Below are 13,473 nucleotides of genomic sequence, written 5' to 3'. Positions count from 1 at the left end.
TTCGGGGCAGGACGCCTCGGCGGGTACTACGGTTACCTGCCTTTTTTGCGCATGTCCATATGGATTTTCTTCCAGCGTTCCTTTTCTTTATGCCGCAGCGCCGCATCTTCCTTGCGGGCCAAATAGGCGAGCTCCCGCTGCAGCTTCAAATAGCTCTCGTAACGATCCGCCGACAGCGAGCCGCTGCGGAGCGCTTCCTGCACGGCGCAGCCGGGCTCTCCGCCATGCCCGCAATCGGCGAATCGGCACGCGGCCGACAGCTCCTCTACGACGCGAAACCCTTGGTCGAGTCCGCCGTCCGCGTGCCACAGCTGAAGCTCGCGCATGCCCGGCGTATCGATCAGTACGCCGCCTCCAGGCAGCGCGACGAGCTCGCGATGCGTCGTCGTATGGCGGCCCTTGTCGTCGCCTTCGCGAATGTCCTGCACCTGCATGATCGCTTCGCCGTACAAACGGTTCACGAGCGTCGACTTGCCGGCGCCGGAGGAGCCGAGCAGCGCAACCGTCTGTCCGTTCGCCAAATAAGGCGCCAACGCCTCTATGCCGTCTCCAGCAGCCGCGCTGACGGCATAAACCGGAACGCCGATCGCCGCCGCTTCCGCTTCGGCCACCCGTTCCCGGCGTTCCTCGTCCCCGCACAGATCGGCCTTCGTCAGCACGACGACCGGGTTCGCTCCGCTCTCCCAGGCAAGAATCAAATACCGTTCCAATCGCCTGACATTAAAATCCTGATTGAGCGAGTTAACAAGAAATACCGTATTCACGTTTGCCGCGACAATCTGCTCGTCCGTTACCGCTCCGGCCATTTTGCGCGAAAACTTGCTGATGCGGGGCAAAATCCCGTTAATGATCGCCTGGTTATCGGCTTCCCGGTAACGAATCGTGACCCAGTCGCCGACAGCCGGAAAATCGTTTCGGCCTGCGGCGAGATGTCGCAGACGACCAGAAACTTCCGCGAGCATGTCCCCGCGCTCCGTGTAAATGCGATACAAATGCGTATGCTCCAGCGCAATCCGGCCGTATTCGTCTCCCGGCTCGGCTTGCTGGCGAAATTTGTGTTCCCATTCGGGCGTCCAGCCCAATCGTTCCATATTCAAATGCGGATTCCTCCCGTTTGCTTACGGAAGCGCATCCGTCATGGTTTGTTCAGACGGCGCGTCTCCCGCAGCTTGCATGATTGCTGGTCTTTCCGTTTCCTGCAAGGCTAATTGACATTTAACATCCGCCCTTTCATGGATAAGGTGCTAAGCCTCGTCAAAGTACCCAGGCTTATTTACAATAAGTAGCATAGTCTGCCACATTTATCATATTCCATTTTCGCCGCCGGTACACGCGATTGAATAAGTATAATTTTTTTTTCAAATTCGCTGCGAAACGCCGAACCGTTTTTGTGAAATCGCCACTATTCCAGTAGAAAGGCAGGTGTTTGCGCCGAGATGGAGTCCGAACACGCCGCTACGCTTCAGCAGCATATGGGGAAGCTTTACTTTTACGCTTTGAAGAAAACGGGCCGGAAAGAAGACGCCGAAGACCTCGCCCAAGAAATTGCCGCCCAGGCGCTCCTGAGCCTTGCTCACGGCTGCGTTCCGCATCAGTTCTCCCACTGGCTGTGGGGCGTCGCTCGCCATTGTTACGCCGAATGGGTGAAACGGCAAAGACGGGCCGCCGAATGGGGAAGGACCGACGGACGCGCTGCGGAATCGATCCTGGACCCCAGTCTGTCCGCCGAAGACCGCCTCGTGCTCGGGGAAAGTATAGCGATGCTGAAGCGGGAGCTTTCGCTGCTCGCCGTGGACTATCGCCACATTACCGTCGCCTACTACATTCATGGCGACAAAATACCGGCAATTGCCCAAAAGTTAAACATGCCGGAAGGCACTATCAAACGCAAGCTGTACGAATCGAGAAGGCAGTTGAAGGAGGGCATGAACATGGCGCGGGAACTCGGACAGCGCAGCTTTGCCGCCGAGCAGGTATCGTTCGTCAGGAGCGGCAGCGATGGCAAAAACGGCTCGCCCTGGGCTTACATCCAAAGGCGGATTCCGAAAAACATACTCCTCTCCGCTTACCGGAATCCGATGTCGCTTGAGGAATTATGTCTCGATCTGGGCATCGCAATGCCCTATATGGAAGAGGAAGTCAAACTGCTATTCGATCAGACGCTGCTGAAGGAGGTCGGCGGCGGCAAATACGAAACCGATTTTATAATCGTAAACCAAGAAACCCAGAGCCGCATTTTCCACAGGCTTGAAGACTTGAGCCGAGCATTTTGCCCGCTGCTCCTCTCCATGCTGGACAGTACCCTGGAGTCCGTTCGGGCTATCGGCTTTACGGGTTGCGGCAAACGAAGCGAAGAGCTGTACTGGACGCTCCTTCCGTATGCCGTCGACCGGTTATCGCTACTGACTGCTGCTGCGAAGCGGGTTCCGCAAGAGCGCACGGAAAGGCCGGGTAACGGCAGATGGGACATTACCGGTTATGAGTTTTGTGCGCTGCCCTACCCTACGTTTGTCGGACTTAATGGAAACGGAGGCGATGCCGCTGCGATGTGGGCGTACAAAATCAACATGAACGGGCTGTCGGAGCGTGCCGGGGAGCTTTATTCGGCCGAAGTTGCCGTTCTGGCAAATGCCCTGCGCTCGAACGACCTTCTTGGCTTGCAGAGTCATAGCGAAAAACCCATTGTACGGAAGCTGACCGAGCGAGGGTTTCTCTTGGAGGAGGACGGAGCACTGCACCCATCATTCCTTGTGTTTACTACCGTGCAGGAGCAGGAGCTCATCGAAAGGCTGGAGGAGGCGCCGCTCTTTCCGGAGCTGCTACGTATGATGGAGCTATATTACGATTTCATCTATGAGGAAATCGGGCGTTTGGCTCCGGCCAGACTTGGCGAACAGCTCAAGTTTGCGGCATCGCAGTATATTAGCGATTTTCGGATGATGTCGCTGCGCCATGCGCTGGAATGCAGCCGAATCGAGATCCCGGAGCAGATCGGCAGGAGCACGATTGGAATGTATTTGCGGTTGGGCGATCCGGCAGGGAGCGCGGGTTGATGTGGCCATAGGAGTGGCTCTCGCCTCCCGCCAATCGCCCGCCGCTCACGCATCCGGTCCGAACCCTTCCTTCTGAAACACGCTCGGACTGACGCCGTACCGTTTGCGGAACTGGTTCAGAAAATGGTTGTAATTCGAAAAGCCGACGTCAAGTGCCACCTCCGTCGCGGTTCTATCCGTATGCCGGAGCAGCAGCGCCGCCTGCCGGATACGCATTGAGTTCAACGAGTCGACAATCGAATGGCCGGTCGTCTCCTTGAACAGATGGGATAGTCTGGACGGCGACAGCCCGATCGCCCGCGCCAGATCGTCGATGCGCACCTCGTCGCACATGCTGGCGGAGAGCAGCCGAATCGTTTCCTCGATGCGGGGATCGATCGGCTTGCTCATTCGTTTCGCCAGCAGCAGTAAAATTTCGCGCAGCGCATTTTCGCTCAGCTCATGCCAGTAAGGCCCGCGCTCCCCGAAGTCGGCCAGCACCCGCTTGAAGGCCCGGTACATTCGTTTGCGTACCGCCTCGCTCTCGACCTTGTGAACGATAAGCTCCCGATCCGGAAGCAGCCCCGTCTCCATCATTCTCGGCGAAAAATGCGCCCAAACGAAGTTCCAGCGATTGCCTTTCTCCGTTCCGTATTCATGCGGCGTACCCGACTTCAGCAGCGTGATGTCCCCTGGCCCGCATACGCTTCTGACGCCCGACGTTACAAAATAGCCCTGGCCCTTGAGCGTATATGTGATCAGCCAGTCCTCCATCCCTCCCGGCCGCCTCGTCATATATGTATCCGGATTGTCAAAATGTCCGGCGATGACGACGCCGCTCGCTTGGCCCTCGCTCCCGGACAAGGTGTAGATAGGCTCAGACATGGCCTTCCCCTCGCTTTCCATCCATATAAGGCAGCATTGCATAGTCGCTCTTACCTCAGATTATCTCATCGATTCAGGAAATAACAAGATCGCAGCCGTCATTCCCTTTTTTGGTGATAGCAGGATTGTAGGAGAAATCGGCACGATTGTGACTTCCGGCAAGTAGGCCAGCCGCAGTAAAATCGAAGTAATCGAGGGAGAGGCATCATGGGCGGGCATGCCGCACACGGCCTTTCAGAAACTGTGGAGGTGGGTCTGTTGTTTCTGCTAACGGTGGAGCAAAAAAGGCATTTCGAGGAGGAGGGCTATCTCCTGGTGCAAGGTCTGTTCGGGCCGGACGAGGTGAAAGAAATCGAGCGAACGTTCGAAGAGATCAGCGGCCGGATCATCCCCGGCTATTATACGCCCGACCTGAACACGGAGACGTCCGACCCGCTGAAACGATACCCGCGCGTCATGCATCCGCACCGCTTCAACGAAACGGCGAAGAAGTACATGCTGCACAAGCCGGTGCTGGATGCGCTGCGAGATCTGTACGGGGAAGAGCCGCTCGCCGCGCAAAGCATGTTCTATTACAAGCCGCCCGGCTCACGCGGTCAGGCGCTGCATCAGGATAACTTTTACTTGAAGGTCGAACCCGGCAACTGCATCGCTGCCTGGACGGCGATCGATCCGGCCGACGAAGAGAACGGCGGCCTGCTCGTTGTACCGAAGACGAACAACTACGATATCGTGTGCCCGGATACGGCCGACACGAACGAATCATTCACGACCCATTACGTCAAACCGCCCAAAGACCGGAAAGCGGTCCCCGTCCGGATGGACAAGGGCGATGTGCTGTTTTTTGGCGGCAACCTGATTCACGGCTCTTACCGCAACAAGACGAAGGACCGTTTCCGCAGAGCGTTCATATGCCATTACGCGAACGCCTCCGCGGCCAGCATCAGCGCCCATTACCGCCCGCTATTCCACGCGGACGGAACGGAGGCCCATCTCGAGGCGAATCCGGACGGCGGACCTTGCGGGATCGAAACCGGCAGCGCGTACGTACATTAAAAACGAATAAGGGACGATATCGGGCTTTTCGCAGCCTGCATCGTCCCTCGTTTATGCCGTTATTCCAGCTCGATTTTCCAATAAGCGACCGTTTCCCGTTTCCACGTATAAGTCAGATGAAGCGTACGTCCCTCGGCTACGAGGGCCGGATACGAATACTCCCCTTCCTCCTTCTCCAGCGCGAACGGAATTCCCCATGTTTTGCCGTTATCTTCGGACATGCGGAGAATGAGCGGCGAACGCGCCCCCCAGTTCAGCCCTACAGGGTTGAAAATAAGCACCAGTCTGCCGTCGTCCAGCTGCACGATATCGATCCCGCTATTATTGTTGGGCAAGCCGATTGGATAAGCGGGCGTCCACGTCCGACCGCCGTCAGCCGAGTCGCTGCGGTAAATTTCCGCCGCCGAAGTACGCACGAGCATATGTAAACCTTCGGACGTTTCCCACAAGGTCGGCTGTATAATCCCTTTCTGCGGAAACGTGCTGTGATCGACCGGTACGAAGCTGCTTTTCGTCCACGTCTGTCCGTCGTCGTCCGACAAATCTACGAAGGCATCCCATTCCGTCTTCGTTTCGACCGAGGCGGGCGCGACCAGTTTGCCGTCCTTCGTATAAATCGGTTTGCATCGGACCGGACCTCTTCCGCCAAAATCGCCGGGAACAAGCTCCTTCGGCTCGGACCAGGTCAGTCCGCCGTCCTGCGACGTGATGATGCGGGTTTGCCACTGCGGGATTTTCTTGCCGACTTTGTAATACAGCTGAACCGTGCCGGACGCGGTAAGGAACAGCACCGGGTTCCAGTGAGGCAGATCGTTTTCGTCGGCTACCACCTGCGGATCGCTCCATACGCCGCCACTGCGGCGGGCCAGCCAGATGCCTACATCGTCTGCGCCCTCGCGAGTTCCGGCGAACCATGCCGCCAGTACGTCTCCGCTCGGCAGCACGAGCACGGAGGAAGCGTGACAGCTTTCAAAGAACTTGCCCTTCTCGAAAATAATTTCCTTTTCCGCCGACAAAGTGTGCATAATAGACTCTCCCCCATGTATATTCAATTCGGTCGGCCGGCCCCGCCTGAGCTCTGCGGCAAGCTCCCCGGAAAACAAAATGTTATCGATAACATTATTCTATGCGCCTATTATACTCCCTTTTTGGGCTCGGGTCTATATCTCCTTGCGGCGGTCTTTATATAAGTTCGATTACATACTTATAAAGTTGTAACGATAGCTGTCAGGAGGCGAACTTATGCATCCGATTAATCCGTACTTGGGGTATAAGGAAAAATGCGAGCAGGTGCCCGTCCAATTTCCGCCGCAGCATCAGCCAAGCCAGCCCGGGCTGGAATATTTGATGGAACCGAGACCCGTATTCGATAATCCGGACTATGTCGGGACCGGAAAACTGAAAGACAAAGCGGCGCTCGTGACAGGGGGCGACAGCGGAATCGGGAGAGCGGTTGCGCTGGCGTTTGCCAAGGAGGGAGCGGATATCTCCATCGTTTACTACAACGAGCACGAGGATGCGAACTTGACCAGAGCTTACGTCGAGGCTCAGGGAAGAAAATGTCTGCTCTTCCCGGGGGATGTCAGAAGCGAGACCTTTTGCAAACAGGCTGTCGCAGACACCGTGTCCAGCTTGGGACGGCTGGATGTTCTCGTGAATAACGCAGGCGTGCAGTTTCCCCAAAGCAGTTTGGCGAATATTTCGCAAGAGCAGTTGGAGCTTACGTTTAGCGTCAATGTATTTGCTATGTTTTATATGACGAAGGCTGCCTTGCCGCATTTGGCAAGCGGAAGCGCCATTATTAATACCGCCTCGATAAACGCCTACACCGGAAACGAACTGCTGATCGATTATTCCGGCACCAAAGGGGCGGTAGTCAGCTTTACAAGATCAATGGCTCGTTCTCTTGTGTCGCAAGGCATTCGCGTCAACGGCGTGGCCCCGGGACCGATCTGGACTCCGCTTCAGCCTGCGAGCTGGCCCGCCGAGTATATTCCGACATTCGGCTCGGATACTCCGATGAAACGGGCCGGGCAGCCGGTGGAGCTGGCTCCGACTTATGTCTATTTGGCCTCTGCCGACTCCAGCTATGTAACGGGACAAATTCTCCACGTGGACGGCGGCGCGTCCATGCAATCCTGAACCGGCTTCGGGGCGACATGCCGAAACATTCAGCTTACATTCAGCTCGCTTTCAGCCCCGCCTAATCCTCCTTTCAGCTTGCAGCGTTATAGTGAAACCGGAGAGATCCCTACTACATATACGGGAGTGGAGACGATGAATTACCGGATCACTGCGATGCTAAGCGCCTCAATCGTATTATCCGTCCTGCTGGCAGGATGCGGGAGCGAAGCCAAATCGGCCTCTAGCGGCGATACCGCTGGCGTCCAAGCGTCTCAGGGGCAAAACGCGGCACCAGGCGGGGCAAACGGGCAAGGACAAAACGGACAACAACCGGGCCGCGGCGGCATGAACCAGCAGACGATGAAAATGAATATGGTTTTCCGCTCGCTCTTAACGATGGACAAAGCGGACGGCCTGGCGATTACGAAGGAACAAGCCGGCACGATGCTGCCGATCGTCCAGGATGTCATTACAAAGAAGGAGCTGTCCGACGACAATGAGACAAAGCTGCTGGACAAGCTGACTGCGGAGCAAAAGGCGTACGTCAAAAACGCCGCCTCCCGCATGCCCGGAGCGCCAGGCGGCGAAAACGGCCAGGGTCGTCCCGAAGGCGGGCAAGGCGGTAGAGGCGGACCCGGCGGACAAGGCGGTGCGAGCGCCGGTGCCGGTGGCCAAGGCAGTGCAGGCGGACAGGCCGGTGCAGGCGGGCAAGCTGGCGCGAGCGGACAAGCCGGTGCTCCTGGACAAGGACGGCCGGGTGCCGACGGCGGCAATGGCGCTGGTCCGGCCCGGACAGGTGGCGGCTTTAATATGGATGACATCGGCCAGCAGCTTGTAGAGCTGCTGCAAACGAAAATAAAAGGATAAACTTATTCACTTCCTTTAACGTGCCTCGTATTTACCATTACAAAATAGCGTATTCCAGTCCCCGTCTGATCACCAGGCGGGGACTATTTTACGCTTACCTTCTCTCGTTAGACGGACAGGATCTCGGATAGACGCCTATCTTGACACTTCCTTCTTGCTATTGCAACATATCCATATAAGCTATACTAGTAAAGCTGAAGCACGCTGCAGGGTCGCTTCACTGGTCGATAGCGGCGGCCTAAGCTTATGCGTGCATATGAATCGTATATTGGGGGACGGTAAGACAATGATTAGAATCACGACTACCAGCGACGACCACAACCCTATCAAAGCGCTGCTAAGTGCGGCGGCAGAGTAGGTCACTAGCGATGCGAATAAAAGCATGGTTTTACGGATTGTCGTTTCGTAACCGGGTCTGGCTTACGATTGTCCTGCTCATCACACTGGCCGTAAGCGCGAATGGGACGATCTCGTATTTCATCGCCGCAAAAGTCGTACAAAATAACGCCTTCCGGCTCAGCGAAGATACGATCAACAAGACGGCCCAGGTCGTCGATCAGCGCCTTCGCAACATTACCGTCTCCATGATGTCGCTGACCATGAGCGATCCGTTCAAAGAGATGATGGACGATGTCGCATCGGCGAATACGAGCCGGTACTACCAACATTTGACCTTGCTGCAGAAGGTGTTCTCGCAATTCAGTTTCTACGATAGCTACATCCAATCGATCCTGATTGCCACCCCGATCGGCGACTTTTACCCGACGAATTCGATGCGTCTGACGAATCAGTCGTTCTACGACAGCGAATTATACAAGCAGGCCAAAATCGAGAAACGGCCGTTCTGGGTGCCGCGCCACGAAGACCCCTTCTTCTCGAATCGGGAGCAGGTCATATCTCTCGTGCTGAGCACGATCGGAGAAATACCGAACCAGGATTATAACGTCTATATCATTGTTAATGTCAAGGAAAACGATTTGTTACGCTTGATTGCGGACAATCAGAATACGACCGAGACCGGACTGAGCTATATGTTCATCAACGAGGAAGGCCAGGAAGTCGTTCGCTCGCCTCTTTATGCGGCTACCGACGCCAAGTGGCGATCCTCCTTCCTCGAACGGCTGTACAAGGATAAAGCCGGCTACTTTTTCTTTCCCCTGAACGGCAGCGAATCGCTGATCAACTACGCGCGGCTGGAAGTGGGCGAGAACTGGATTTTACTTGGTGTCCAGTCCAAGGAGCGTCTGCTCGCCCAAGTCAACGGTATCAAACGATCGACATTGTATGCGCTGTTCGGCTGCCTGCTGCTCTCCCTCTTCGTGTCGAACGGGCTGACGAGGCTGCTGCTCAAGCCGCTATACAAGCTGCAGGAGTTGATGAAGCGAGTCGAGCGTAACGACTTGAACGTGCGCTTTGCGAGCCCTTACCGGGATGAGGTGGCCCAGGTCGGATTTCGCTTCAATCGTATGCTGGACGAAATCAAACGATTGATCCAGGACGTCACCGACGGGGAAAGGGAAAAGCGGAAGGCGGAGATCAAAGCGCTCACCGCCCAGATGGACCCGCACTTCCTTTATAACACACTCAACACGATTTATTGCAAGTCGGAGCTCGGGAAAAACGACGACGTGAACGATATGATTCTTTCGCTCTCCCACATGTTCCAGCTCGGCCTTAGCAACGGCCGCGACTGGGTTACACTGGAAGATGAAATTACCCACATGCAGATGTATTTGGCGATTCAGCATAAATGCTACGACACGTTATTCGATTACCGTCTCGATATCGGCAGCGGGGTGAACCTTTCGTCGAGCGTACTGAAAATTTTGCTGCAGCCTCTTGTCGAGAACGCGATTGTCCATGGCTTTGAAAACATGGAAAACGGCGGGCACATCGACATCGCCATTCGTGCGGAGGCGGCGCAGCTCATCCTTTCGGTCAAGGACAACGGCTGCGGCATGGACATCGAGGAGGTTTATCGCAACATGCGTCATACCGCCACAAGCAATAAAGGCTATGCTCTGCGCAACATCGCGCATCGGCTGCAACTGTATTATGGCGAACAAGCCCGGATGGATCTGTACAGCGAGCCGGGCTGCGGCGCGGAAGTCGTGCTGCGGCTGCCGGTTACGGAAGGAGGAGATGCAAATGATTGAACGGCTCATTCGACTATGCGTAATCGACGATATCAGCAGCGTCGTCGAGATGATTACGAGCCGAATCGATTGGTCGTCGCACGGGATCGAGATTGCAGGTACGGCCGGAAGCGGTGTCGACGGTCTGCAGCTCGTCGACAGGATGCGCCCGGATATCGTGTTGACGGACATTCGGATGCCGAGAATGGACGGTCTGGAAATGACCGCTCAGATCATGAAGCTGGATCCGCACTGCAAAGTCATTATTTTGAGCGGTTATACCGACTTTGCCTATGCCCAACAAGCCATTCGGCTTGGTGCTTTCGATTTTTTGAAGAAGCCGTTCTCACGCGCGGAAATCGTCAAAGTGGTGCTGAAAGCGAAAGAAGCGTGGGAAGAGGAGCGACGCAGCCTGACCGAGGTCCACGAAATGGAGAAACGGCTGAAGGAAAGCATGCCGCTCCTGCGCCAGGAATATTTAAACACGCTCGTTCATCACCGAACAAACGTCGAGCAGGCCGAGAACCGTTGGCAGTATTTTCGAATTCCGCTGGAACCCGTGCAGCTCGTGGCAATGATCGTAGAAATTGATCGTTTCGATGGCAGCTACGCGGCGCTGCCGACCCACGAAGTGGAACTGATCCGGTTTTCCCTGCAAAACATTCTTGAGGAAACGATTGGCACGTTTACGAAAGGCGTCGTATTCCGGGAAAGTGCGAGCCGCCACGTCTGCATCCTCAATTGTGACGATCCGGAGCTGGCCAGCCGTATCGCCGACCGCTGCTGCGCTCATATCGCGTTGTATACCCGCTTCACTATCTCGATCGGCATCGGATTGATTGCGGACGATATAAGCCAGTTGCCGGATTCGTACGAGCAAGCGCTGCACGCCTTTTCCTACCATTTCTACACCGGAGGCAACGGGGCGTTCAGCTTCGCCCAAATCGCCGGCGCCGATAAGGAGCCGCCGCGCTTCGCGCCCGCAGCCGCTCAGGAGCTGCTGTTCGCTCTGCGTTCGGGGAACCTCGAAAAAAGCTCGGGGCTGCTTGCGCAGTTGCTAAACGATTTGTTCGCCGGAACGCCAAAGCCCGATTATATGATCAGCGTTTGTTACGAGCTGGCGTTTATGATGCTGCGGGTGCTGCTGGAGAAGCTGCCTCATGAGCAGGTTCAGGGATTGGAGCGGCGCATTCGCGAGAACAAGGCGGCGGAGCCGACGATGCAGGAGCTGCGGCAGCTGCTGGGCGACATTTGCCGCGAGGGCTGCAAGTGGATCGAGATGCAGCGTACGAGCGAGTCGGAACAAATCGTCCGGCAGTCGATGCAGTACATCCGGGACAATCTCAAGCAGCCGCTTACGATCGAACAATGCGCCAAACAAGCTAACCTCAGCCCCGGCTACTTCTCCAACGTGTTCAAGAAAATCGTCGGCGTGACCGTGCAGCAGTTTATCACGCAAGAGCGGATCGAACGGGCCAAGCAGATGCTGATCGAAGACTATCAGGTGCAGGAAATCGCCGATGCGCTCAGCTACGAGCACCGGCGATACTTTAGCGAAGTGTTCAAGAGGGTGACCGGCATGACGCCGTCGGAGTTCAGGCAGGCGTACTTGGGCAAGACCGGGCCGTAAGCGAAACTTCGCCGTTTTGTTACCCTCGATGTTGGTCGTGCCGCATGTACGGTTGGTGTCCCAGGCTTCATACTGAGAGAGCGAGTAGCAAATACTTCAGGGGGCCCGCACGATGTTACCGCAGCGCGGGTAACGAACGAAAGGGAGGATTTTCAGAAATGAAGAAAAAGATCGGGTATATGGGATTCAGCGTTCTGATGACGCTGGCGTTGGCCGCTTGCAACAGCGGCAGCACAGGCACCGACGGCGCAAACCCGGACGCGTCCGCCAATAAAAAGGGTTCGGAAGATAAAGTGAAGCTGGAGTTCTGGTCGGTTGACCGTACGGATGCCGATTACACAAGAGAAAAAATCGCCAAGTTTCAAGCCGAAAACCCCGGGATAGAAATCAATTATGTGGTCAAGACGGAAGAATACAACCAGGCGATCGATCTCGCTTTTGCCTCCTCGCAGTCGCCGGACATTTTCCGCGTCAAGGAGAACACGATCCAGACGTTCTACAAAAAAGGCTATCTGGAGCCGCTCGACGATTATTTTAACGCCGATTTTAAAAACAAGTTCACGCCGCTGAAAGACCTGAACCTGTTTGACGGAAAACTGTACAGTTTTCCAAACTACGGCTACACGATGCGGCTTGTATATAATGTGGATCTGTTTGAGAAGGCCGGCATCAAAAATCCGCCGAGCACGCTGCAGGAAATGGTTGAAACAGCGAAGAAGCTTACGGCCGTCGGCAAAGCGGACGGAGCTTATGGATTTGCCCTCAACTTCAAGAGCCCGGCCAGCGCCTTCGACCGTTCGGCGCGCGCGATCGCCGAGCTGAACGGCTATGGCGGCTTCGGCTTCGATTTCAAGACAGGTCGGTTCGATGTAAGCGGCTTCAAGCCTGTTGTCGAAGCGTTCCGTCAAATGCAACTCGACGGCAGCACCCTGCCGGGCATGGAATCGCTCGACATCGACCCACTCCGCGCCCAGTTTGCCGAAGGCAAAATCGGCATGTACATCTCGTTCTCTTCCGAGCCGGGCGTTTACCAGAACCAGTTTCCGGCCAAAATCCGCTGGGCGGCGGCGCAAGTGCCTTCGTACGACGGAACCGTGCGCGGCGCATCCGGCTTCCTTGGCGGTCAATGGCTCAGCATCAGCAAAAACTCCAAGCATAAGAAAGAAGCCGCCAAGTTCCTGAATTACATGTACAACGAGCAAATATTGCTTGATTATCATGAAAAAGGATACGGAATCTCGATGGTGCCATCGGTGCTGAGCAAGGCGAAAAAAGCGGATATCAAAGGCTTCGAATGGTTTGTTCCGACAAAGTATGACGGAGCATGGCCGATTCAGCCAACCGTAGCCGTACAAGGCGAAAAATACCAGGACGCGTTCTACAAATACATGCTGCAAGGCGGCGATCTGGACAAAATCGTCACCGATCTAAACAAACGCTACAACGAGGCGCTCGACAAAGCGATTGCCGCCAAGGAAGTGGATGTGAAGCCGGATCCAAGCTTCGATCCGAAAAATTTGCAAGGTATGTTAGTGAAATAAGTTAGGGCGTGTATTCAAACCACTAGGCTAACCAAACCATGGAAGAAGCCAACTTTAAAAAGGCAACAAAGGTACAGGACAATTTGTCGTACCGGGTTGCCAAGCGCCGATTGTGTTTGAGTTTATTAAAGAGGCATTCGACCAAGTGGCGCTCCTTAAACAACCACCAATCGGTTTTACGTTGAACGATACGATGCTTGCGG

The 13,473-nt window shown here is 55.5% G+C and carries 10 protein-coding genes; 7 read left to right on the top strand and 3 right to left on the bottom strand.

Annotated elements, in window-relative coordinates; genetic code table 11:
- Positions 1-32: 32 nt before the first annotated feature.
- Positions 33-1,091 (bottom strand): ribosome small subunit-dependent GTPase A, encoded by a 1,059-nt coding sequence (gene rsgA / locus D7M11_RS09925; RefSeq protein ID WP_120747283.1) that lies wholly within the window; start codon positions 1,089-1,091, stop codon positions 33-35.
- Between the two features lie 345 nt (positions 1,092-1,436).
- On the opposite strand from rsgA, the gene D7M11_RS09920 reads away from it, so the two are divergent.
- Entirely contained in the window at positions 1,437-3,053 is a 1,617-nt protein-coding gene (locus D7M11_RS09920; RefSeq protein WP_120747053.1) for an RNA polymerase sigma factor, read from the top strand.
- 45 nt (positions 3,054-3,098) lie between these two features.
- Here D7M11_RS09920 and D7M11_RS09915 read toward each other — a convergent pair whose 3' ends face one another.
- Positions 3,099-3,917 (bottom strand): helix-turn-helix domain-containing protein, encoded by an 819-nt coding sequence (locus D7M11_RS09915; RefSeq protein ID WP_120747052.1) that lies wholly within the window; start codon positions 3,915-3,917, stop codon positions 3,099-3,101.
- A gap of 207 nt (positions 3,918-4,124) precedes the next feature.
- On the opposite strand from D7M11_RS09915, the gene D7M11_RS09910 reads away from it, so the two are divergent.
- A complete protein-coding gene (locus D7M11_RS09910) occupies positions 4,125-4,973 on the top strand; it encodes a phytanoyl-CoA dioxygenase family protein (protein ID WP_120747051.1) in 849 nt (282 codons plus the stop codon).
- 59 nt (positions 4,974-5,032) lie between these two features.
- Here the strand turns inward: D7M11_RS09910 and D7M11_RS09905 are convergent, their stop codons facing one another.
- Positions 5,033-5,998, bottom strand: a complete 966-nt coding sequence (locus D7M11_RS09905) for a sialidase family protein (RefSeq protein ID WP_120747050.1) — start codon at positions 5,996-5,998, stop codon at positions 5,033-5,035.
- Positions 5,999-6,215: 217 nt separating this feature from the next.
- Between D7M11_RS09905 and D7M11_RS09900 the strand changes: the two genes are divergently transcribed.
- From D7M11_RS09900 to D7M11_RS09880, 5 genes are all read left to right on the top strand, one after another.
- Positions 6,216-7,115, top strand: coding sequence for an SDR family oxidoreductase (locus D7M11_RS09900; RefSeq protein ID WP_120747049.1), 900 nt, complete (start codon positions 6,216-6,218; stop codon positions 7,113-7,115).
- 135 nt (positions 7,116-7,250) lie between these two features.
- Positions 7,251-7,964 (top strand): hypothetical protein, encoded by a 714-nt coding sequence (locus D7M11_RS09895; RefSeq protein ID WP_120747048.1) that lies wholly within the window; start codon positions 7,251-7,253, stop codon positions 7,962-7,964.
- Between the two features lie 368 nt (positions 7,965-8,332).
- On the top strand, positions 8,333-10,120 hold the full coding sequence (locus D7M11_RS09890) for a sensor histidine kinase (RefSeq protein ID WP_120747047.1): 1,788 nt from the start codon (positions 8,333-8,335) through the stop codon (positions 10,118-10,120).
- The gene (locus tag D7M11_RS09885; RefSeq protein WP_240041035.1) at positions 10,113-11,729 is read left to right on the top strand and encodes a response regulator; all 1,617 of its coding nucleotides are present in this window, start codon (positions 10,113-10,115) and stop codon (positions 11,727-11,729) included. The genes D7M11_RS09890 and D7M11_RS09885 overlap by 8 nt, the downstream gene beginning before the upstream one ends.
- 158 nt (positions 11,730-11,887) lie before the next feature.
- Positions 11,888-13,270, top strand: a complete 1,383-nt coding sequence (locus D7M11_RS09880) for an ABC transporter substrate-binding protein (protein ID WP_120747045.1) — start codon at positions 11,888-11,890, stop codon at positions 13,268-13,270.
- Positions 13,271-13,473: the final 203 nt, after the last annotated feature.

The sequence above is a fragment of the Paenibacillus ginsengarvi genome, from assembly GCF_003626695.1.
In the GTDB taxonomy this organism is placed as follows: domain Bacteria; phylum Bacillota; class Bacilli; order Paenibacillales; family NBRC-103111; genus Paenibacillus_AB; species Paenibacillus_AB ginsengarvi.
The sequence above is the reverse complement of the archived record's forward strand: the minus strand, read 5'-3'. Positions and strand labels throughout refer to the sequence as shown.